Genomic DNA, 22,784 nt, shown 5'->3' with positions numbered 1-22,784 from the left:
ATCTTGCAAGTTATTAATTATTTCGCGAAAAAATTAGAGTCCGCTGGCATATCAAATTTTTATCAGGAGTCTATTTGGCTTATGTCGGCGGCTCTTAATATGAGTCATTCGCAAATTTTTACCCGTCAAAATTTTTCATGTGAAGAACTCTCAAAAATTGACTCGTTCATATCACGACGCGAGTCCGGTGAGCCGTTGCAATATATTTTAGGCGAGTCAACTTTTTACGGGCGTGATTTCAAAGTCGGCCCCGGCGTATTAATTCCCCGTCAAGACACTGAATCACTAATCAATGCCGCAAAATCTTGCTTTAATCCTGACGAAAAATTTTCATTTCTTGATTTCGGCACCGGGTCGGGGTGTATTGCCCTAACTATTTTACTTGAATTTGCTAACTCGTTTGCTTATATGATTGATATTAGCGAGAAGGCTTTATTTTATGCCCGTGAAAATATCTCGCGTTATAATTTGAATCACCGCGCAAAATTTGTGAATTCTCTTGACGGCTTTAATGAAAATATAAATCTATTAATCAGCAACCCGCCCTATATAGAATCTCAAGAAATCGCAAAACTTGACTCAAGTGTGAAAGATTATGAGCCATTGAATGCACTTGACGGAGGTACTGACGGAATGAAATTTTACCGGAGAATTTTCGCAAATAATTTAAAGCCTCGTTATATAATCTTAGAAGCTGGGAATATTTCTCAAGTCAACGCGTTAAAAAATTTGAGTCATGAATATAAATTTACTCGTGAATTTCTTGACTCGGGCAAATTTCCAAGAGCCTTATTATTTGAGAATATATTATATAAATGGGAGTGATTTATTTTGCGTAAATTAAAAGCTGAAACTCTAGTAGAATTCATTACGGCAATGGCAATTTTTTCGATTCTAATGCTGGGAGTATTTAATTTCATGGCCAATCAGACAAGCAACACAGCGCGATTACTAGACCGGGATTTTTTCGTGTTTCATGCGCAAAAATATCTTAACGGCGATACGTCAACACAATCAGAACGAGGGACTCTCACATTTTCAAGACAGGGCGATAATTTAATCATTTCTGACGGCTCGAACTCTATGACATTCCAAATAAATTTTGACCTGCAATAAAACGCGCTCCCCCTGAGTGCCTGTATTTCAGGGGGAATCCTTAAAAATTTCTGTGCCGCTTTATATCCTGATAAATTTTCATGACTTCTTCAACGAGTTTATACACGTCCGGCTTTAACACGTGAATAATCTTCAGCGACTCGGCCCTGTCAAGCAAATCTTTTACCATGATTGACGAGAATAATATAACCGGTAAATCCGCCGCTCTCTCGTCCTGCCTCAAAGTCTCTACTAAGCTCAATCCGTCAAGTAATGGCATCTCTATATCTGAAATTAACAAGTCAAAATTTTCGCCCTGATCAAGTAATAATTTTCTAGCCTCGACTCCGTCTTTAACTGGGTAAATGCTCGTAAAGCCTGATTGTTTCAGCACGTCGCACGTCTGCTGCCTCAATAATGGCGAGTCATCAGCAACAAGAATGTGAAAATCTTCAACGTGGCCGATTTGTTTCTGGTAGACGCTTAATTTATTTTGATCGAACATGTGTTCAGCAACGGCCGGCGCAGTCTCTTGTATAATCGCTTCATAGTCAAGCAATAAAATATTTCTCTCATCGCGTTTAATTATATACAAGACCCATTTTAGAGACACTCCGCGCATCTTTGACGAGTCCAAATCTTCGGCGTTCACCTGTCTAATTCTCTCTACTCCGTCAACAAGAAAGCCTAATTTTATATCATTGAATTCAACGACCATTACTTTAGTTTGTTCAATAGGGACGGGCGAGTCTATTCCTAGAAATATACGCAGGTCAATTAACGGGAGAGTCGCTTCTCTTATCGTAGTAATTCCTATGAATGCCGGAGTCTTTGTCGGTATGGGCCGGCACCCTGTCCATCTCAAAATTTCGCGGGTCTTGTTCACGTTTATAGCAAATGCATCTTTTCCGAGAGTAAATACAACTACTTCCCATTTACGGCTGGCAGCTGCAACGGTCTTCTTTTCTTCCATGATGTAAAAATTTTTGCCTCCCAATTTTATATTATATTTATTATAAACTTGTGAAATAATTTCTCTAGTTATTAAGTTAGTCAGATAGATTATAGCAAAGATTAATAGTTTATTATGCGCTGTGTAATAAATAAAAAATTTTTTGCTGCAAATTATGACTCTCTCGATAAAAACCTGTAAAAGTTTGTAGTTTATCCCATAAAATACGCGCTATAATTTTATATAATTTCAACAAGAAAGGAATGTATAAATTGTTTAAGCCTCACAGAATTTTTCTGACACTTTTGATTCTCCTGATGAGCGTAAATTTAGCATATTCAGCTCCGGCACGTTCGGGATTGCCCGCAGGAGTTCAAAGTTTCGCGCCTACTGGTACAGTTCCTGAAAATGTTTCATTTAGAATCGTCTTCAGAAATCCCGTAGTCAATCGCAATCAAGCAGGAAAATTAATAACTCCCGAAAATAATTTATTCCCGTTTGAAGTGAATCCCCCTTTACAGCTTGAAGGACGCTGGCAGAATGAACGGACTTTTACGGCGAGACTGCTTGCTCCGTTAAAGGGTGCTACGACTTACACGGCAACTTTACGCGATAACTTACGAGACAGACGCGGAAATAATATCGGTCCCGGTTCGTTCAGATTCCAAACTGAAGGACTCTCGCCTACTGATATTCAAGCCTCAATGGGTAAAGACGGCAACGCTTATTTTACGTTAAATTTCAATATGCGGATTGACCCGGCAAGACTCAAGGGCTTTATGCGGATTAAGAATTCAGCAGGCCGGGAACTTGCATATAATATTAACGGTGCTTTACCTTCACGAACTATCAGAGTCGCCGTTCCTGTAGAAAAAACTTCGTCGAGACAAAAATTTACTGTTACAATCGCAGCAGGACTCAAATCCGGTGAAGGTGATATGGGAATCGACCGCGATATTTCAGAAGTTGTGATACTTGATCCCGTTTTAACAGTGCAAAATTTACGTCCCGACAATGAGAACTCAATCAGGGCATCATTTAATTTCGGAGTCGATGTCAAGACCGCGAAAAATTATATAAAAATTGATCCCCCTGTCAGTGATTTAGATTTTGAATCAGGCTGGAGCGATGAGTATTTCATAATTAACTCTAAAGAATTCAAGCCGAGAAGCAGATTTGTTATTACCTTCAAAAAAGGATTCCCATCTAAGGGCGGACTTGTTTTGAAAGAAGATTTCAGACAAGCAATTATAATGCCTGACTTAGAGTCGCGTATAAGTCTTCCTGCTTCAGGAACTTATTTGACGGCCCTAGAAAACAGCTTGATTCCCATAGAATTGCGCAACGTCAAAAAATTACAGCTCGATTTATGGCGCATGTATGAGAATAATATTCCCTATGTTGTCGGCAAAGAGTACGACAATTTTGAGCGCGATATTGCACGCAGAGTCTTCACAAAAGAAATTCCGTTAGACCTCCCATTAAATGAACAAGTAAGGCGATCTATACCTGTTCAAGAAATGGTAAACGGCGAAAGAGGTTTATTTATGCTCACAGCAAGGGACTCAAGCAAAGGCTGGTGGGATGAAGAGACTCAAGTAATAAATTTAAGCGACATGGCAGCCACTGCCAGACTCTGGGAAGACAGCATATTAATCTGGGTGAATACTCTTACAACTGCGAGGGGGATTCAGGACGCTGAAGTAAAAATTTTCTCCGACAAAAAACAGCTTTTAGCACAAGGGAAAACAAATAACGGCGGAGTATTTTTCTATGAACTCCCGAATAAAGCTACATGGGACTCGGATAATCAGCCCTCACTCGCTATAGTTTCTAAGACTCAAAACGGACAGACTGATTTAACATATGTGCAATTAACTAGAAATTTATTAGACAGAGAAATTTTTGACACTTCCGGGCGTGATTGGCTTAGAAAGGGTTATGACGCTGTTATTTTCTCACCTAGAGACATTTACAGGACGGGCGAACTCGTTAATTTCAAGTCCATTGTCAGGAACGCTGATATTTCAACTCCGGAGTCATTCCCTGTGTTGTTTATAGTGCGTGATACTTTAGGGCGTAAAGTCAAGCAGGAGACTCTAACTCTTTCAGACAAGGGCAGCGCAGTAACAAATTTGCAGTTACCTTCTAATGCACTAACAGGACTCTGGACAGCGTCTATAACAATCCCCGGCCAAGAAAGTAAGCCCCTTGCTGCGTATAATTTCCACGTTGAAGATTTTGCCCCGCCTCGTCTTGAAGTCAAGATGAATACTTACAAGAAATATTTATTGCATAATGACAAATTCACGGCTGATGTTTATGCGCGCTGGCTTTTCGGGGTTGACGGTGCAGGACTGAATTATAAAGTTTCATGGACAGCACGTGAAGGCAAATTTACTCCGACTCAAGACAGGTGGAAGGCTTATAATTTCGGGGATCCGTCGAGAAGATTCGCACCTGAAGAAGACACAATCGGAGAAGGACAGCTTGATAATTTCGGCAAATTAGAAGCGAGCTTGACTCTTGATGCAGACTGGGAAGCACCGACTTTAATAAACGTAACTATGAAAGCTGAAATAATGGAAGACGGCGGCCGCTGGGTATCTAGCACAATAACTAGGCCGTATTATCCTGCTCCGTGGCTGTTAGGAATTGCACCCGTTAAAGAAAGTTTTACAGCACGTGAAGACGCAAAATTTAGAGTCGCAGCAATCAACCCCGAAGAAGAACCTGCAGACCCCGGCGAACTCAAAGCAGAACTCTATAAAATCACGTGGGATTACAACATTGTAGAGATTGACGGCCGTAAACGCTGGCAGAGCACAGAAGAAATTAATCAGGTCGCGGAGAAAAATATAACTCTGAAAAATGGAGTCGCAGAATTCGCATTCAAGCCTGAAAGTTACGGCTCATACATGGTAAAAATTTCAGACGGCGATGACATTGCAAGGGCTGTATATAGATTTTACGCGTCAAGTTCACAATCAGCGGGCGGAGGTTCGCAATTAATTGACAGAATCGAAATCAAACCGGAGAAGGACTCTTACAAACTCGGTGAAAATGCAGTAGTTAATGTCAAAGTCCCATTTGAAGGCCTGTTAATGCTTACTCTTGAGAACTCGAATTTAATCACACGTAAAATTCAGCGCGTTGACGAATCAGAAGTAAAATTTGACTTTAAAATCGAGCAGAATATGAGGCCGAATGTCTGGGTTACTGCGTGGCTTGTAAGACCTGTTAAACAGGAGGACTCCAAAGGCTGGGCGACTCATAGGGCAATAGGACTCGCGCGTGTTAAAGTTGATATTTCTGATTATAATATCGCAGTAAATATTGACGCTCCCGATAAAATTGAGCCAGCTTCAAAATTGCCGGTAAAATTGACTCTCAAGTCTAATTCACAATCAATCACAAATAATGCTGATGTATCTATTGCGCTTGTTGATGATGGAGTATTAGGCCTCACTCGTTACAAGACACCGGATTTGCTTAATTATTTCTGGGGGCTCAAGAAATTAAATTCTCAGGGATTCGACATTTACGATCAAATTATTCCGGTTGAAGATCAGGCAACTGAGCAGTTACACCCCGCCGGAGATGAAGGACTCGCAGCACTCGCAGGGGACTCAAACGTTCAGAGATTCAAGATTCTTTCACTCTTTGAAGGCACACTAACGCCCGACAAAAACGGAGTAATTACTACTGAGCTTGATATACCGGAATTCAGCGGACGGGGCCGGCTTTGTGTTGTTGCTGCATCGGGTAAGAATTTCGGGAATGCGGAGAAAAATATTCAGATTGCCCGCGAAATAGTAACAGAGACGGGATTACCGAGATTTGCCGCACCTGATGACTCTTTCACAATTCCCACTGTAGTATTTAACACGTCAGGACAGAATCGCAGCGTAAAAATTACTCTTGTACCTGAAGGATTATCGCTCAAAGAAACATTTGCGGATTTGAATATTTCAGCAGGCGGGAACGCGTCATTTAACACTACAGCAAAGGCACTCGGAGGTTCAGACAGAGCAGCACTCAAGATTATTACTTCATGGAACGAGAACGGGAAGCAGCGCGAATTCACACAAGAAATCGAAATGCCGATTAGATCCGCTTGGCCGGTTGTAACAATGGGAGGCTCGGGAATATTTGAAGAGGGCCGTACAAGATTGGAGCTGCCATTAAATGATTTTGCCGGAAAAATAACGGGATCTCTTACTCTTGCAGATACTCCGGCGGTGAGTCTCAATCAGGCCGTGAATTTCCTGCGCAATTATCCATATGGCTGTCTTGAGCAGACTATTTCAGGAGCTTGGCCGTTCTTGATACTTCCTGACGCTTTAGCAGAGATTGACCCCGACACGATTAATGACGAGGCTATTAAATCACGAGTAGACAACGCAATTATAAGAATTCAATCAATGCAGCTATATGACGGCTCATTTGCGATGTGGCCGGGAAGTTCTACGCCGTTCAACTGGGGGAGCGTCTACGCAGCTCACTTCTTACTTGAGGCCAAGAAAAAAGGAATCAACTTCCCTGAAGAGATGTTCACGGGCGTTATTAACTGGATGAGGCAGTATTTACCGTCAATGCCGGCATATGATTCAAACGATGACGAACGCGACGATTTAACAACTAAGGCCTATGCTGTATATGTCTTGACTCTCAACGGAGAAAAGCCGCTCGGATGGATTGAATATTTACGCGAGAATCACAGGAGATTAAGACCGTCCGGACATGTTTATTTGGCAGGAGCTCAGGCACTTATTGACGGGAATTCAGACTCGTTAAAGAATTTGCAGCTCGGCAGCGTGAAATCATCAGGCGGGACTCTTGAGTCAGACGCAAGAAACACAGCATTATTATTATCTATGTGGCTTGACGTTGAACCGCGGGCACCTGAAGTAACAGAACTTGCTTCACGTTTATTAAATCTCGGCAGTAACGGCGGCTGGTACAGCACACAGGATAATTCAGCGTCATTAATTGCCCTAGCTCGCTATAATGTCGAGGCAGTCAGCGCAAAGAGTGATATTACTGCTCATGTGAACACAGAGACGAACGACTCGGCGATTTTAGAATTTGCGAATCACAAGGCAGCGTCTATAAAAATTAGCGAACTTCCTAAAGACTCGGCTATCTTAATCGAGGGCAAAGGAACGGGGCAGGGCTGTTACTCATGGAGCGCGACAGGATACACAAAGAGTCAGCCTAAACCTGAACGCAAAAATATTAATATCGAGTGCGTTTACTTTGACGAGAAGGGGAATATATTAAATCCTTCACAGCCCATTAATCACGGGACTATAGTGCAGGCAGTATTGACTATCAGGCCGTCAATGACAGTAAATAATCTCGCGTTAAGTTATTTATTGCCGGCCGGTTTTGAGCTTGAGAATCCTAGACTTGACGACGGCGAGACTAATTCAGGCTACGGAGTTGTGAGTGATATTCGCGATGACAGGCTTGTATTATTCTTTAACAGAGTCAAGGGTGAAAGATCATACGGCTTCAAGATGAGGGCAGTTACTCGCGGAACGTTCAAAGTTCCTCAAATAAGCGCGTTCGGAATGTATGACTCTTCAGTGAGATTCACAGGGTCAGCACAGCCCGATATAGTAATTAAATAGTTGAATTAAAATTTTCCGTCCCCTCTAGTAATTAATTTGCTGGAGGGGAATTTTTTTTTTGCGGGAATTAAATAATTTTGCCGGCCCTTGTTACAGTTTTTACGGTGAAAGCTATATTTTTGCCTGAAATTTTCAAAGCCTCGTTAATCATTCTTTCAAGACCTCCGCAGCATGGAACTTCCATTCTTAAAAGTGTTATGCTATTAATACTATTTAACGCAAAAATTTGTGAAAGTTTTTCAGCATAATTAACGCCGTCTAATTTCGGACAAGCAATTAATGTAACGTGATTCTTGATAAATTCCCCGTGAATGTTCGCATAAATAAATCCCGTGCAATCAGCAGCAATTAATAAATTTGAATTCCCGAAAAATTCCGCATTTACCGGCACGAGCTTAATTTGTATGGGCCATTGAATTCCCAGTGAAAGCATTTGACGTGAAACTTTTGCGCGTTCGACTGCGATTTTGTCATATTCCGGAGCCTCACGTTCTATAAAGCTAATAGCTCCCGTCGGACATTCAGGCAGACAATCCCCGAATCCGTCGCAAAAATTCTCGCGCGTTAATTTCGCCTTCCCGTCAATAATTTCAATAGCTCCCTCATGACAAGCCCGGGCACACAAGCCGCAGCCGTTGCATTTTGACTCGTCAATATTAATAATTTTGCGAATCATATAAATCCCCCTCAATAAATATAATTTACATGATTATAGCGTTTACAGTGAGATTCTCAATAACGGGATTACGTTAATAACCGGCTCTTCATAGGGATGAATTTTTTTGACAGCTTGAATAATTGAGTCTAAATCTTTAATCTTGCAAGTTACTTCTACTTTGATTTCACTCTCTGTGCTTAAAATATTTGCCTCGCCTATATATGGACTCGTGTTCTCTAAAGGCCTCCACGTGCTTATAACATGACTATACGACAAGCAAGAGTCATAATTTCCGATATGTCCCGCGTCCGAATCTCTCAAAACTTGCTGTAAAATTTCCAAGTGAGACTCCGGTATAAATATTTCAAGTTTGCAGAATTCCATTTTATATAACACCTGAATATTTCTAAAAATTTTATTTCATTTGCCGAGTTAATTTTTTGCTGACATTATAATAACTGCGAGTAAATAGGCCCGCCCGGTGTCAATTCACTGCGCATTAAGAATAACTCATCACAGAGCCACGAAAAATTTTGTACAGTTCCGAGTTTTCTTACAAGTTCTTCCGGCAAAAATGAATCCTTCAATCTTGCAAGAGTCAAATGCGCTCGAAATTTTTTGTCATCAATCGGCAAATCTGCTTCACTGTATAAAATATCATTAATTTTGCGTGAAAGTTTTGCGAGTTCCTGAGAGCCTTTATCTCCGCCGAGCCATAAGACTCTGGGAGCGTTCAAATTAGGAAATGCCCCGATGTGATTTAATTCTATAGTGAAGGGCTTAAATTTTTTCATGGGCAATAATAGATCCTGCACGAGTCTTATAATACTTGGCTCAAGTTCACCGAGAAATTTTAATGTTATGTGAAATTGATTTCTCCTGACCCATTTTATGCGAGAAAGCGGCCTTAATTCCGACAAGAAATTTTCAAGTGAGTCGGCGACTTGACCGGGAACTTTGACCGCTATAAATGCACGTATTAATTCAAGCATTATAAATATTTAACGAGTTCGTCTAAATTTTTCCTGATAAAATGTCTCTCTGCAGGCTGTGCATCTTCAGCAGGATAACCGATCGGGAATAACGCGACAAGATCAAAATCTTTCATTTCCGGGAATAACTCTTTTAACTTTTCAGCGTCAAAGAATCCTACCCACGTAGATCCTAGCCCTAAATCATGAACAGCCAGCATTAAATGAGTCGCTACAATACAAGCGTCAACATCTTCATAATTTCTGCCGTCAGATCTGACAAATGCCCCGTCTTTAGTGCCTCCCACTGCGAGAATTACAGGCGCATTAAAGTGGCACGGAGTAACAGTTTTAACTTTTCCGATTGAGTCATTACTCTTGAATACCCAGATTTTAACTGGCTGAACGTTCTTAGCAGTAGGAGCGAGATTTGCGGCCTCTAAAATTTTTGTGAGTTTATCATCTTCTACGGGCTTATTTGCAAATTTCCTGCATGAATAGCGCGCTTTAATTAAATCAAAGAATTCCATTTTGAATAAATCCCCCTTTTAGCATGAGTGAATCACAGCCGCCGTCGGGGTGGGTGGGTGGGAGACGGCGGCAGGAAAAAATTTTATTATTCGTTCGTCCAGTTAGTATCTTTGAAAGCCTCAGCAAATGGATTATAAATGACTCCTTCTTCGTCGTCTTCATAACCTGCTGACTCTTTAAGTGCTCTTGCTCGTGATTTGCCGCGTTTTTCGCGTTTCTCACGTTTTGGCTGATCGGGACGTTCTGAGCGTTCAGGCTTAATTACTTCCTGTTCTTCCTGAACTGGTACCGGTTCGGGTTCCGGCTCAAGTTCTCTCATTGAGAGTCTCATTCTGCGCTGTTCCGGGTTAACTTCGAGGATTCTTGTCTCTACTTCCTGACCTTCGCTTAAGACATCGCCGGGTTTCTCGACTCTGCTGCGGCTGATCTGTGAAATATGAATTAAAGCCTCGACTCCCTCTTCAACTTCAACGAATGCGCCGAAATCTGCCAGTCTCACAACTTTGACCTTAATATCTTGTCCGGGCTGATAACGTTCAGTAATATTGCTCCACGGGTCATTAAGCTGTTTGCAGCCGAGACTGATACGCTTTTTCTCGGTGTCGACTTCAAGCACTAACACTTCTACTTCTTGGCCGCGCTTTAATACGTCGCGAGGTCTCTTGATTCTGGTCCAGCTGATATCGCCGACATGTACAAGTCCCTCGATGCCCGGTTCAAGCTCAACGAATGCCCCGAACTCCGTCAAATTAGTTACTACACCTTTCATGACATCGCCCGTGTGAATTCTCTCGCTCACAGTGTCCCAAGGATCTCCGGAAACCTGCTTAATACTCAGGGAGATTCTGTCATTCTCTTTGTCGATTCCGATTACTTTAACAGTAACTTTATCGCCCTTCTTGAACATTTCGCGAATCTTGATATTTCGCTTCCAAGTCAATTCAGTAACATGAACAAGTCCGTCCATTTCGCCGAGATTCACGAACACGCCGAAATCAGTTAAGCTGCTGACTTCACCCTCAAGAATATCGCCCTCGTGGACTCTCTCATAAAATTTTGCTTTGCGCTCGTTTTCTGCCTGCTCAAGTAATTCGCGCCTTGAGAATACGAGTCTATGCTTGCGTCTGTCATGATCTAACACTTTGACGGTTAAATTATGCCCGACGAAATTTTGAGGATTAACGCCCTTCCCTGTGATAGTTAAATGCGAAATCGGTATAAAGCCTTCGAGTCCGCAGCAATCTACCATAAGACCGCCTTTGACTCTGCTGATTCCCTTAACTTGCATTGAAGGACTCTCTGCGATTTTTGCCTCAAGTGCCTGCCAGCGTTTCTCAAATTCATGTCTCCAACGGCTTAGAGTTAATTGTGCTTCTTCACCGTCGCGCACGTTAGTAACTTCGACCTCGATTTGATCGCCCGGTTTAGGTTCTTCTCCGCTCTCAATGAGTGAGTGATTAGTGTACTCTTTTTCGGGTAATAAACCTTCACACTTAAAGCCGACATTTACGAGCCAGCCCGCATCTGTCTTACTTACGACTGTTCCTGTGAGAATTTCTCCCTTACGTAAACGTACAGTGCTTCCGTATTGATCTAAAAGCTCCTGCATCGTCTCAGGCTCTTTCACTGATTCTGATTCTGTTTCTGGAGCCTGATTACCTTGTCCCATTGTGCTGGGATTTTCCTGTGTCTGCGCTGCGTCTTGTGTTAATTCTTCTTGACGCTCAAAATTTTCTTGCTGATCCATAATGAATCAATCCCCCTTGACTGCCTTTGTTTCCGCAATACTAAATTTTATTTTATCGATAAGCCATGCCGGAGTACTTGCTCCTGCGGCTATACCAATCACGTTTTTATCTGCGAGCCAGTTTTTATTATTATCAAGTTCGCAGTTATCTTCGAGCCATAAGACACTCACGCCTTCTGACTCTATAATGTCGCGTAACTTCCCAGTGTTCGCGCTGGATTTGCCCCCGATCAAAATAACACCGTCAACGTGATTATTTCTCACGAGTGAACGCGCCGACTCCTGTCTTTCTGAAGTTGCCTTGCAAATTGTATTACATACTAGTAAATATTGAGTTTTACCCGTTAAGATTCCTGCGACTTTAGCGAGTCTTTCTTCACGTTGAGTAGTTTGTGAGATAAGCGCAATTTTTGAATGTCTTGTAATTTTTGCGGCCTCGTCTTCATTTGCTATAACTTGAGAATCTTGTCCCGGTTCAATATGTCCTAGAATGCCTATGATTTCAGGGTGATTCTTATCGCCTAGTAAGACAATAAAATAATTTTCTCGTGATAACTGCCCGGCCAAGTCTTGAGCTTTCTTAACAAATGGGCATGTCATATCAATTACTTCAATATTTCGAGCCTGCAAATTTTTTATTACATCAAGAGATTCACCGTGCGCCCTGATTAATACTTTAGAGCCTGAAGGAATTTCACCGGAATCTTTTGCGACTCTTAATCCCAGAGACTCAAGCCTCGCTACTTCCTGCGGGTTATGAATGGGAAGCCCTATAGTCCAGACTTCTTTATTTGTCAGTAACGAGCTTTCTATAGCGTCAACTGCCCGCTTTACTCCGAAACAAAATCCGGCATGTTCAGCCATTATTATTTTCATTCGGGCGAGTCTCCTTCCTTATTACTATAAATATGATTCATAGCGAGATTAATAATTTCGTCTTCATGATTAGACTCTGACATATTGAACCATATGGCCGGCTCAAATTTTTTAAACCAAGTTTGCTGCCGTCTGCAAAATGCCTTAGTCCGAGCTATTGAATTCTCAAGTGCTGAGTCAAGACTTATTTTGCCGCGATAATAGCTGATTAATTCACTGTAGCCCAAACCTTTTAACGGTGTGAATCTCTCATCAAAGCCGTTATTAATGAGCCACTCGACTTCTTCAGGGAAGCCCGAATTAAATTCCTGTTCGAGCCTTATTGCAATTCGTGAAAATAATTCTTCGCGTGAACGAGACAGCCCGATATAAAGCACGTCAAAACCGTAATCGCGTTTAATTCCCTCGTTATAAATCTGTGAAGGAGCTTTGCCGGTCAAGTCCCATATTTCAAGCGCGCGCGTTACTCGTTGAATATCATTCTTGTGTAATTTGCCGGCTGTAACTGGGTCAACTTCTGAAAGTCTCATGTGCAATAACTCGGCACCTTGTGAATTTGCTAGAGCTTCGTATTTTTCGCGAATATTATCATCCGATGGCAAATCTTGATTCAAACTTGCATGAAACAACGCATTATAATAAAACGGAGTCCCTCCGACGAATAAAGGCACTTTACCTCGTGTTGAGATTCTTTTTACGGCTTGAGCTGCTAATTCTGCAAAATCTGAAACCGTAAATTTTTCGTCAGGGTCAACTATGTCTATCATATGGTGCGGGATCTCATGCCTGAATGAGTGCGAAATTTTATCAGTGCCTATATCCATGTATCTATAGACTTGACGCGAGTCTACTGAAATAATTTCCGCGTTCAATTTTTCTGCGATAGATAAACTCAATGCCGTCTTTCCTACGGCTGTAGAACCTATTAAAGCAACCACTGAATGGCGATTCATTATTAAAGCTCTCTATACCCCTTGTTAAAGCAACATGATTAAATTTTTATTTAATGCCCCTGATTATAACATATCTTTAAAATTTGCAAGTGTATTTTTTCGCGAAATTTATAAATTGTCGGCTGATTTTATGAGATTTTAATATAAATTTTATTTATGCACGAGAAAATTTTTTGTATTTATTAATTTTTTGCGCGTTTATAGTGTAAAATATGCTTAATTTCAGGTTAGAGAAATTACACAAAAGAGGAGAGATTGATTTTGCAGAGGGCTTTACGTTTATTCCTGTCAGCAATCCTGTTGACGTTGATATTTACAAGTAATATTTATGCTTCAACAGCGGGCAATACGGGAATGACGGGACTCTGGGAATATCCGACGGCAGAAATTCCTGATGATGGCAGCGGAAGATTCGGCTACACAAAGAATTCACCATATAATTATTACTTTCTTGATATGTCGTGGCTTCCGTGGCTTGAAATAAATTCGCGCTTAACTACTTTCGACACAATTACGATAAATCCCTACAGCAGCGGGCCGAGCGGAGAAGTTCTAGGACGTAAATACATGGACAAGGCTATAGATTTAAAGGCTGTCTTATGGCACAACAGGGCATCTAATAAAAAATTATGGTATTTGCCTTCTATTGCATTCGGAATTTATGACGTTACAGGCACTGAAATAATGAAAGCTCATTACGGTGTTGCTACATGGCGGTGGGATAAAGTCGCTTTGACTCTCGGTTATGGCTCAGACAGGTTAAACGGCTTTTTCGGAGGCATTGAATACGACGTAACGAACTGGCTGACTATTAAAGCCGAATACGGAAAATTAGATTACACAAGAGATGCAGCAAACGGGTTCAATATATTAAACGAGTCTCCCAAGAAAAAATATAATGTCGGTCTTGTATTAAAAACTCCGTTCGGTCTTGAAGGTTCTGTAAGCTGGCAAAGGGGTGACGAATTCGCGTTTACTATTTCACAAAAAATTAATCTCAGAGGCCCATATATCGGAGGCAGACGCAAAACAAATTACGAGACTCCCGGAGATCCCCGCCCTGCTAACTGGGAAGATATAGACTCACAAGAATTAATTTCGCGGATAAAATCAGGTCTTGAAAAATTTACACGAGTCCGAGATGTAGATATTACTTTATTAGAATTAGATCACGGCCATAAATTAATACTCGCTTATGAAAATTACGGTTATGCTTCACACGCTGAGGCAATGACAAGAGTCTTAGTTGTCTTAGCTGCTGTTATGCCGGAGACTGAAGAGTTATTATTAATCGCGAAAAATGCCGGAGTTCCCATTGTGCAGGCTGAATTCCCCGGAACTATTTTATTTGACATTAGAGCGAGATCAATACGCAGTGATGAATCATTAAAAGCAGCATTATTTAACTGGGCAGAAGGAAACCCGAATCACGACGCAAATATTTTGAAATCTAAGGCCAAGCACGAAATCAAAGCAATGATTACATATGATCCTAGAATAGATCAGACTATAGCAAGGACTTACATGGATCGTTGGAACATAGATTTAATTTACAAGGGGAGATATTCAAATGGCTGGCAGTCAGTAATAGACGTAAAATTCCCGTTCGCAAATAACATAGATACAAGCGACTGGCCCGGACTCTGGTGGGAGAAGGATTTGAACGACAAAATCAGAATCCAGCAAGCGGGCTTTACATATGCGCGTAATATATTTAATAATCGCACATGGATATTCGGGGAGGCCGGTTATCTCGATGAAGAATGGTTCGGGGCTAATTTCTGGGGGCGAGTCTACGCTAAAAACGGATCTTGGTGGCTCGGTGCGAGATTTGCGGCTATTCACGATAGAGATCCGTACTCATTCGGGGGACTCACTGACGGCGTATATGTTTATTATCGCGGCAGTACTTACGATGTTGACATTGACAAATCATGGCGCGGGCTTTACTGGGCTCAGGCTGGTATACATATAAGCCCGTTGGATCTTGATATTCAGGCAGACTGGGGCAAATTTGCGGACGGCGATAAGGGCTGGAAAATTTCAGCTACTCGACACTGGGATGATACTGCTATAGGATTCTGGTACATGGATACGGACGTTCACGCACCCGGAAAAAGTTACACAAAAGCGGGCGTACATTTAGAGATACCTGCTGATAAATGGTTCGGGACATGGTTCGGGAATTCTAGCGCGCATGTTTGGGAGCAAGATACTTTATTAATTTCTGCGTGGGATATTCAATCAGGGCGTGAGGGCGGAAAAATCAGGACTCCTGAAAGATTCATGGATCAATTAAGGCCGGTTGCGCTAAAATTGAACGTACAGAATTTATTACAAGAATATTGTTCATATGATGACGGAGATAATAGCGGGGATACTCAAGAAATAAGAAGCATTCTCGATTACGTAATACATAAATAATAAAAAATTTGGAGTGATTATAAGTTGAAAAGTTTTATGCTTAAAAAATTTTGCTGGATTACACTAATATTTGCGTTGTGTACGAGTTCGTTTGCTGCCGAGTTTGGAAGCGGCTTTATCGGGGGCGGCAGTCCTGTTGGAGGCTCTGCACAGACTCCCGGAGCTGTTGATATTCCTTCGATTCCTAATGCTCCTTCAGTGCCTGTTACACCTAGGGTCCCTACTACAGGCAGGAGCGGTATTGATTTATCAGGACTTGACTCAACTAGACCGGGTAATAACATCGAAAATGTTGACTTAACGCGCGGACAAAATAATTTATTTCAGCAAGATACGAATCAGCCCAATCAAAATTTAACGCAGCAAAATTTATTAAATGATGTTGATGCTCCATTAAGTGCGCAGGAAATTGACGACTATTTTAATCAGATTTTATCTTCTCGAACATTCGGCAGTCCCATGTATCAATTAATGCAAAGATTGCCGCGTTATGGCATGTCATTTTTCAGAAATCCGCCGTCAACATATGCCCCGCAAAATTCCTTACCCGTTACTCAAGGCTATAGAATCAACGTAGGCGACGAGATAACATTAACTTTATGGGGGATTCCTGAAGAGGGTATCTACAAAGTTCAAATTAACCGCGATGGAATGGCGACAATTCCGCATATCGGAGTCGTTCGTTTGGCAGGATATACTTTGACAGAAGCCGAGAGAGTTTTGCAGTCCCGCCTAAATCAATATTACACCGGCTATCAAATGAATTTATCAATGGGACAATTAAGTTCAATCATGATTTATGTTACAGGAAATGCACGCAGACCCGGAGCTTATACTGTGTCATCATTCTCGACTCTGATAAATGCCTTGCTTGCTTCAGGGGGGCCATCACCGACCGGATCACTGCGAAAAATTGAACTCAAACGCAACGGCCAAACTATAGCAATATTAGATATGTACGCAATGTTATTACAGGGCGACCAGACTCAAGACGCAAGATTGCAGGCAGGGGACGTTATTTATATTCCACCGGTCGGGCCATTAGTCGGACTCGCTGGAGAAATCCAGACTCCCGGCGTTTATGAGCTTAACGGAGCTACGAGGCTTAAAGATTTATTATTCATAGCAGGAGGACTCAACGCTCAGACTTTCAAAGGCCGAGTCCAGTATTACAGAATATTTGAACATGCTTATGCGAGCGCACTTGAAGGCACTATTGACGAACTAGAGAATACAGAATTGCAGGACGGCGATATTATCAGGCTTTATCCAGTCTATAATTTCACAGCAAGCGCAACAATAACAGGCCCATTAATGCGACCCGGCCAATATGTAATCATTCCCGGACGTACAAAAATTTCAGAAATTGTAGAACGTGCGGGAGGACTCGGACCTACTGCTTCAGAATTTGCCGAAGTTACACGCGTTATGCCTTCACTTAGCGGACCGGTCAATCAGCGTTTTACAATCAACATTCAGCAGGCTTTACTCGGAGATCCTGAAAATAATATGACTCTCCAGAATAATGACCATATAACAATTTTAATGATTCCTGACTGGAAACAGCAAATTTACGTTACTATTAACGGCGAAGTAAGCAGGCCGGGGACTTATGCGATGTTCACGGGCGAAAAAATTTCGGATTTAATCGAACGTGCGGGCGGGTTCACTTCAAAGGCGTTTTTACGTGGCTCAATATTTACTCGTAGGAGTGTAGCAGAAGAGCAAAGAAAAGCAATTAACAGAATGGCCGACCAAATGGAGCGCGATTTATTGCAGAGTGTTCAGAACACAGTCAGCGGGAGAAGCAGTGCAAGCTCTGCAAACGCTACAGCAATGGACGCAGAATTCAGACGGAGGCGCGAATTAATTAACAGTTTGCGGGAAATGGACATAATGGGACGAGTCATTACAAAAATTGATACGCCTGCAAATATAAGAAATACAGCATGGGACTATGAATTACAGAACGGGGACGCTTTAAATGTTCCTACAGTGCCTATTACTGTAAATGTAATGGGAGCTGTTTACTCGTCATCATCGCAGACTTATAGACCAAATACGAGCATAAATGCTTATGTCAACGCCGCAGGAGGTCCAGTAAAGAACGCGCATAAACGCATGTTGTATTTACTCAAGAGCGACGGATCTACAATCAAACTTACCCGCAATACGTCTCTATTATCGTCTAAACAATGGACACCCCCGCAAGGTTTCTCGGCAATAGTTGAGCCCGGAGATACTATAGTTGTGCCGCTGAAATATGTAGACAGGACTTCAATGGAGATGCTGAAGGATACTATAGATATGATCTATAAAGTAGGAACTTCTACAGGCGTAATAATTAATGCGACAAGAAAGAACTAAACGAGGGCTTAATCATGCGAAAATTTTTATTATCACTCTTAATGATATTATGCTTGACTTGTCCGGCTTTATCGGCTGTAAAATATGAATATAAAGTAGTTCCGCTCGGGTCTCTAACTTCATTGCAGAAAAGCAGGCACGCGGCATCGAAAACTGCAGAGGTTGAGCAGATATTAAATAAATACGGTGCAGAGGGCTGGGAAATTTCCGAAATTTTTGCAGTGAGAACTACTTTTGATCCGAATGTATTTTTCGTGATTTTGAAGCGCGAGATTTAATAATGAGCTTGAAATTTTCAAGAAATCATGTAAAATATTGAGCGTTTTCGGGATGTAGCGCAGTCTGGCTTAGCGCATCTGCATGGGGTGCAGGGGGTCGGAGGTTCGAATCCTCTCATCCCGACCATAAAATCAAGAATATAACCGGGGGCTTTCACTCATTCAAACAGTGAGAGCCTCTTTTCATGTATAATAAATATTTCACTCACAAAAAAATTTTTTTGCTTATATTATGCTATAATTCATTTTGCCCTGCCTCTTGTGATTATTCGCACTAACAGGAGGCCGAAGACCATAGGGAGGAGGTGTAGAAGAGTGCGTAAATACGAAATGCTTGTAATTCTCGACGCTGCTTCAGAGTCAGATCAGGCGGGAGAAATCGCTAAAATCGACGAGTTATTAAAGAATCTCGGCGGCACTGTTTCAAAAATTGATGACTGGGGTAAAAAGACCCTTGCTTATCCCATCCGTAAGAAAACAGAAGGATATTATGTATTATTTAATTTCGAGCTTGAACCCGCGCAAACTTTTGAGCTTAGACGTGTGCTTGGCCTGCGTCAGAATGTTTATCGCCAGTTAGTATTAGTACTTGACGATTAATTAAAGTGGGAGGGACTTTGCGATGAGAGGTTTTAACCGTGCTATTATTGCAGGAAATTTGACTCGAGATCCTGAACTCAGACAGACTGTTAATAAGCACTCAATTGCAAGATTTGGTGTTGCTGTGAATAATAATTATAAGGACAACAACGGAGAAATAAAAGAAAGCACAGAATATATAAATGTTGTAGTCTGGGGTGCAATGGCTGAAAATTGCGGAAAGTATTTAAAGAAGGGCAGGCCGGTTTTAGTTGAAGGACGTATACAAACAACTAGTTACGATGCTAAAGACGGTTCAGGCAAAAGATACAATACCGAAATTAACGCCAGCAATATAATTTTTCTCGGTCAGGGACAAGGCCAGCAGGGAAGCTCAAATAATGATTTCTCTTCACAGCCTTGGCCGGAAGAAAATGACCCGAATTTTGGCAGCAGCATAAGTGATAGCGGCTTTGGCGACAGTTTAGCAAGTAAAGCAGAGAACGCCGAGCCGGTTAATGAAAGCGACATACCATTTTAAGATTTAAGATTTATAAAAATTTTATTATCATGAAAGGAGATATTTACGTTAATTATGAACGAACGCGAAAATAATACATCACGCGAGCCGAGAAATGCAGCACCTGCACGCAACGGAACAGGCGCGGGAACTTTACGTAGCGGACGAGGAAATTCAAGACGCAGGCCGAAATTTTGCTATTACTGTGTCGAGAAACAAGAAACAGTCGATTATAAGGACGTTGACAAGTTAAAGAAATATATCAGCGAAAGAGGAAAAATTATCCCCCGCCGAGTTACTGGTAATTGCGCAAAACATCAGCGTCTATTAACTGAAGCTATCAAACGCGCTAGATACATGGCGTTATTGCCCTATTCACTTGACTAATTAAATTTTTTAGGCCATGAAGGGGAAGAATATAATTATTTGTGTAGTAATTACACTGGCACTTATTTTAGCGGGGACATTTTTGCCTGTACTGGGCTTTATCGGGTTAATGATTTGTCCGCTGCCTCTTGCTGTTCTCGGCTGTCTTGAAGGTTATAGATCTTCAGGAATTGCAGAACTCTTAATAGAAGCGACGTTATTTTTTGTGCTGTCTCCTTCAATGGCTTTATATTATTTGCTTGGGTGCGCTCCACTTGCGGCAGTAATATTTATGATTTCTCGCAGCGATATTAAACAAGTCAAGAAATTCACAGCTCCTGAAAGTCTATTATTTTGCGCAGGAAGTTCGCTCTTGATGAAAGTTATATTGCTTGTAGTCTTCTGGCTATTTGCCGGGAGAAATATTTTATTTCCTGATATTTCACAGATGGACGCTGTATTATCACAGTTATATGCAGAGCAGCCTGCATTACAGCAAGCAGTCAGGCAAATTTTATTTATATTCCCGTATATGCTGCCAGCAATGTTAGTTATTTATATCGCAATCGAGTCATATTTGAATTACTCAATGACTTCATCAATAATGCGAAAATATTTCAAGTCATGCAAGAACTTCCCGCCCGTTCTCCCCGATTTCAAATTATGGAGATTCCCCGTTTCATTAATGCCCGCGCTTGTATTTTCGCTCATAATGGGATATTTTATTGATCCTGATAAATATTTCATAGCGTCAACTTTTGCTATAAATCTGCAAATTATTCTTAATATATTCATGTTCATTCAGGGCTTGGCGTTAATATTCTGGCTTATGTCAGGCTTTAAATTAAGACGAGTTACAAAAATTTTAATCTGCTTAGTATTAACAATTCCATTTTTCTGGCCGTGGCTTATAATTGCGGGAATGTGCGACATGGCCCTAAATCTCCGTGAAAGAATCAAGACAAGAGAATAAATAATATAATTTGACATAAAATTTTCTGAGTGTTATATTTCACGCAATTTTCGCAAAATTTTAATTCTGAAAGAAGGATATTTTTTACATGAACGGATTAACACTCGTGGGCATTGCTATAGTAGTGCTTGTGCTTGCGTATTTATTTTATGGGCGCTGGCTCGTTAAGACATGGGGAATAGACCCGGACGCAAAGACTCCCGCATATCGTTTTGAAGACGGTCAAGATTATGTGCCTGCATCGCGTTTTACTGTATTCTCCCATCAATTTAATTCTATAACCGGAGCCGGACCAGTTACAGGACCGATTATTGCTGCAATGTTCGGCTGGCTTCCTGCTTTCTTATGGCTGTTAGTCGGCGGCGTATTTTTCGGAGCTGTTCAGGATTTCACGTCTCTATATGCTTCAGTCAAGAATGAAGGCAAATCAATGGGTTTAATTATTGAGCGTTATATAGGCAAGGCAGGGCGTAAATTATTCTTGCTTTTTTGCTGGCTGTTCACGCTTTTAGTAATTGCTGCGTTTGCTGATATTTTAGCAGGGACGTTTAACGGATTCACTAAGGACGGCGGACAAAATGTTGCGGGGGCTGCTGCTGCCTCGATCTCAATGATTTATATTTTCGTTGCTATGGGATTCGGCTTCTTTATGCGTCATAACAAGGCCGGTGAACTCGTAAAATTTGTAATCGGAGTAATGCTCGTTGCGTTAATTTTATGGGCTGGAATCGTGAATCCTTTATATTTTGACTCAGCTGCTTGGCGTTATGTAGTATTCGCATATTGCTTTATCGCGTCAGTACTGCCCATGTGGCTGTTAAAGCAGCCTCGTGATTATTTGAGCGTCTTTCTTTTACTGGGAATGATTCTCGGCGGCGCAGTAGGAATTATTGTAGCGAATCCAGTTTTAGAGATGCCCGCATTTGTCGGCTGGGAAGTCAAGAATCAATCTTTATTCCCGATATTATTTATTACGATTGCATGCGGTGCTGTATCAGGCTTTCACAGTCTAGTATCTTCCGGCACGTCGTCTAAATCGATTTCAAATGAGCGTGATATTTTGCCGGTCGGTTATGGTGCTATGTTAGTTGAGACTTTACTCGGAGTTGTCGCGCTAGTTATTGCATGTTCAGCTTCACAGGGCGGCGGCCTTCCCACTGGTACACCGTTCCAAATTTTCAGCCGTGCAATCGGGGGATTCTTTACTATGTTCGGGCTCCCTGCTCACGTTGCCGAGTGCGTTATAACAATGTGCGTTTCAGCTTTGGCAATGACAACTATAGACGCAGTTACGAGAATCGGCCGAATGTCATGGCAGGAATTCTTTGCGCCTTCAGAAGGTGAAGAAAACAGCGCGCTCGTTAAATTAATTACGAATAATTATGTAGCTACGATTATAACTCTTGTGCTTGCTTATGCTTTATGTTTGGCCGGTTATTCGAGCATTTGGCCTTTATTCGGGTCAGCTAATCAATTATTATCGGCTTTAGTGTTGACTGCCCTAGCTGTATTCTTGAGAGTTACAGGCCGGCGCGGATGGATGCTCTATGTGCCTATGACATTTATGTTTGTCGTTACTATGAGCGCACTTGCAATCAGTGTATATAAAATTGTCATGAAATTATCTCAGGGCGGTTTTGTCTTTATGGTAGACGGTTTGCAGTTAATAATCGCACTTGCTTTAATGATTCTTGCTGTCTTAGTCGTGTCGAATTGCTGCAAAGAACTTTTCTCGGATAAGGCTGCACATAACGCGGCATTGAGCAAATAAATAATTATAAATATTCGGCTCTCTTGTCGAGATATTCAGACGAGGGAGCTTATTTTTTACGAACGAGCGAGAAATTTTGGGGGGCGG

Annotated in this window: 18 protein-coding genes, 1 tRNA gene and 1 pseudogene; 12 read left to right on the top strand and 8 right to left on the bottom strand. The window is 41.6% G+C overall.

From position 1 onward, the window contains the following. Positions 1-3 precede the first annotated feature (3 nt). Together prmC and IJS99_05420 are read left to right on the top strand one after the other, a co-directional pair. Complete coding sequence (gene prmC, locus IJS99_05425; GenBank protein MBQ7561253.1) at positions 4-825, top strand: peptide chain release factor N(5)-glutamine methyltransferase; 822 nt, start codon at positions 4-6, stop codon at positions 823-825. 6 nt (positions 826-831) lie between these two features. Further along, the gene (locus tag IJS99_05420) at positions 832-1,116 is read left to right on the top strand and encodes a prepilin-type N-terminal cleavage/methylation domain-containing protein (protein ID MBQ7561252.1); all 285 of its coding nucleotides are present in this window, start codon (positions 832-834) and stop codon (positions 1,114-1,116) included. Between the two features lie 40 nt (positions 1,117-1,156). Here IJS99_05420 and IJS99_05415 read toward each other — a convergent pair whose 3' ends face one another. Next, the gene (locus IJS99_05415; GenBank protein MBQ7561251.1) at positions 1,157-2,068 is read right to left on the bottom strand and encodes a chemotaxis protein CheV; all 912 of its coding nucleotides are present in this window, start codon (positions 2,066-2,068) and stop codon (positions 1,157-1,159) included. Between the two features lie 242 nt (positions 2,069-2,310). On the opposite strand from IJS99_05415, the gene IJS99_05410 reads away from it, so the two are divergent. Further along, positions 2,311-7,683: a hypothetical protein gene (locus tag IJS99_05410; protein MBQ7561250.1), complete on the top strand. Its 5,373-nt coding sequence runs from the start codon at positions 2,311-2,313 to the stop codon at positions 7,681-7,683. A 67-nt stretch (positions 7,684-7,750) separates the two neighbouring features. Here the strand turns inward: IJS99_05410 and IJS99_05405 are convergent, their stop codons facing one another. From IJS99_05405 to miaA, 7 genes are all read right to left on the bottom strand, one after another. Further along, the gene (locus tag IJS99_05405) at positions 7,751-8,359 is read right to left on the bottom strand and encodes a 4Fe-4S binding protein (protein ID MBQ7561249.1); all 609 of its coding nucleotides are present in this window, start codon (positions 8,357-8,359) and stop codon (positions 7,751-7,753) included. A gap of 42 nt (positions 8,360-8,401) precedes the next feature. Beyond that, positions 8,402-8,725, bottom strand: a complete 324-nt coding sequence (locus IJS99_05400; GenBank protein MBQ7561248.1) for a hypothetical protein — start codon at positions 8,723-8,725, stop codon at positions 8,402-8,404. Positions 8,726-8,790: 65 nt separating this feature from the next. Next, positions 8,791-9,333: an RNA 2',3'-cyclic phosphodiesterase gene (gene thpR / locus IJS99_05395; GenBank protein ID MBQ7561247.1), complete on the bottom strand. Its 543-nt coding sequence runs from the start codon at positions 9,331-9,333 to the stop codon at positions 8,791-8,793. Then, entirely contained in the window at positions 9,333-9,842 is a 510-nt protein-coding gene (locus tag IJS99_05390; protein ID MBQ7561246.1) for a nitroreductase family protein, read from the bottom strand. The genes thpR and IJS99_05390 overlap by 1 nt, the downstream gene beginning before the upstream one ends. 86 nt (positions 9,843-9,928) lie before the next feature. Further along, entirely contained in the window at positions 9,929-11,512 is a 1,584-nt protein-coding gene (locus IJS99_05385) for a S1 RNA-binding domain-containing protein (GenBank protein MBQ7561245.1), read from the bottom strand. A gap of 84 nt (positions 11,513-11,596) precedes the next feature. Next, complete coding sequence (gene ispH / locus IJS99_05380; GenBank protein MBQ7561244.1) at positions 11,597-12,466, bottom strand: 4-hydroxy-3-methylbut-2-enyl diphosphate reductase; 870 nt, start codon at positions 12,464-12,466, stop codon at positions 11,597-11,599. Beyond that, positions 12,463-13,419 (bottom strand): tRNA (adenosine(37)-N6)-dimethylallyltransferase MiaA, encoded by a 957-nt coding sequence (gene miaA, locus IJS99_05375; GenBank protein ID MBQ7561243.1) that lies wholly within the window; start codon positions 13,417-13,419, stop codon positions 12,463-12,465. Before miaA ends, ispH begins: the two co-directional genes overlap by 4 nt. A gap of 261 nt (positions 13,420-13,680) precedes the next feature. On the opposite strand from miaA, the gene IJS99_05370 reads away from it, so the two are divergent. The 9 genes and pseudogenes from IJS99_05370 to IJS99_05330 all read left to right on the top strand — a co-directional run bounded on the left by IJS99_05370 (position 13,681) and on the right by IJS99_05330 (position 22,697). Then, complete coding sequence (locus tag IJS99_05370; protein MBQ7561242.1) at positions 13,681-15,843, top strand: YjbH domain-containing protein; 2,163 nt, start codon at positions 13,681-13,683, stop codon at positions 15,841-15,843. 24 nt (positions 15,844-15,867) lie between these two features. Beyond that, positions 15,868-18,210, top strand: coding sequence for an SLBB domain-containing protein (locus tag IJS99_05365; GenBank protein MBQ7561241.1), 2,343 nt, complete (start codon positions 15,868-15,870; stop codon positions 18,208-18,210). A gap of 14 nt (positions 18,211-18,224) precedes the next feature. After that, complete coding sequence (locus tag IJS99_05360; protein MBQ7561240.1) at positions 18,225-18,488, top strand: DUF4177 domain-containing protein; 264 nt, start codon at positions 18,225-18,227, stop codon at positions 18,486-18,488. A 48-nt stretch (positions 18,489-18,536) separates the two neighbouring features. Beyond that, positions 18,537-18,615 (top strand) — tRNA-Pro (locus IJS99_05355). 203 nt (positions 18,616-18,818) lie between these two features. Next, positions 18,819-19,088, top strand: coding sequence for a 30S ribosomal protein S6 (gene rpsF / locus IJS99_05350; GenBank protein MBQ7561239.1), 270 nt, complete (start codon positions 18,819-18,821; stop codon positions 19,086-19,088). 22 nt (positions 19,089-19,110) lie between these two features. Beyond that, a complete protein-coding gene (locus IJS99_05345; protein MBQ7561238.1) occupies positions 19,111-19,608 on the top strand; it encodes a single-stranded DNA-binding protein in 498 nt (165 codons plus the stop codon). Positions 19,609-19,764: 156 nt separating this feature from the next. After that, positions 19,765-19,974 (top strand): annotated as a pseudogene (locus IJS99_05340) (30S ribosomal protein S18). Positions 19,975-19,990: 16 nt separating this feature from the next. Beyond that, a complete protein-coding gene (locus IJS99_05335; protein MBQ7561237.1) occupies positions 19,991-20,926 on the top strand; it encodes a DUF2232 domain-containing protein in 936 nt (311 codons plus the stop codon). Between the two features lie 88 nt (positions 20,927-21,014). Continuing rightward, positions 21,015-22,697, top strand: a complete 1,683-nt coding sequence (locus IJS99_05330) for a carbon starvation protein A (protein ID MBQ7561236.1) — start codon at positions 21,015-21,017, stop codon at positions 22,695-22,697. Positions 22,698-22,784 lie beyond the last annotated feature (87 nt).

Source organism: Synergistaceae bacterium (genome assembly GCA_017444345.1).
In the GTDB taxonomy this organism is placed as follows: Bacteria; Synergistota; Synergistia; order Synergistales; family Aminobacteriaceae; genus JAFUXM01.
The sequence above is the reverse complement of the archived record's forward strand: the minus strand, read 5'-3'. Positions and strand labels throughout refer to the sequence as shown.

Coding starts and splice junctions, on each gene's coding strand:
- thpR (MBQ7561247.1), bottom strand. CDS start 9,333: ATGCTTGAATTAATACGTGCATTTATAGCGGTCAAAGTTCCCGGTCAA.
- IJS99_05385 (MBQ7561245.1), bottom strand. CDS start 11,512: ATGGGACAAGGTAATCAGGCTCCAGAAACAGAATCAGAATCAGTGAAA.
- ispH (MBQ7561244.1), bottom strand. CDS start 12,466: ATGAAAATAATAATGGCTGAACATGCCGGATTTTGTTTCGGAGTAAAG.
- IJS99_05390 (MBQ7561246.1), bottom strand. CDS start 9,842: ATGGAATTCTTTGATTTAATTAAAGCGCGCTATTCATGCAGGAAATTT.
- rpsF (MBQ7561239.1), top strand. CDS start 18,819: ATGCTTGTAATTCTCGACGCTGCTTCAGAGTCAGATCAGGCGGGAGAA.
- IJS99_05360 (MBQ7561240.1), top strand. CDS start 18,225: ATGCGAAAATTTTTATTATCACTCTTAATGATATTATGCTTGACTTGT.
- IJS99_05410 (MBQ7561250.1), top strand. CDS start 2,311: ATGTATAAATTGTTTAAGCCTCACAGAATTTTTCTGACACTTTTGATT.
- miaA (MBQ7561243.1), bottom strand. CDS start 13,419: ATGAATCGCCATTCAGTGGTTGCTTTAATAGGTTCTACAGCCGTAGGA.
- IJS99_05330 (MBQ7561236.1), top strand. CDS start 21,015: ATGAACGGATTAACACTCGTGGGCATTGCTATAGTAGTGCTTGTGCTT.
- IJS99_05400 (MBQ7561248.1), bottom strand. CDS start 8,725: ATGGAATTCTGCAAACTTGAAATATTTATACCGGAGTCTCACTTGGAA.
- IJS99_05405 (MBQ7561249.1), bottom strand. CDS start 8,359: ATGATTCGCAAAATTATTAATATTGACGAGTCAAAATGCAACGGCTGC.
- IJS99_05335 (MBQ7561237.1), top strand. CDS start 19,991: ATGAAGGGGAAGAATATAATTATTTGTGTAGTAATTACACTGGCACTT.
- IJS99_05345 (MBQ7561238.1), top strand. CDS start 19,111: ATGAGAGGTTTTAACCGTGCTATTATTGCAGGAAATTTGACTCGAGAT.
- IJS99_05415 (MBQ7561251.1), bottom strand. CDS start 2,068: ATGGAAGAAAAGAAGACCGTTGCAGCTGCCAGCCGTAAATGGGAAGTA.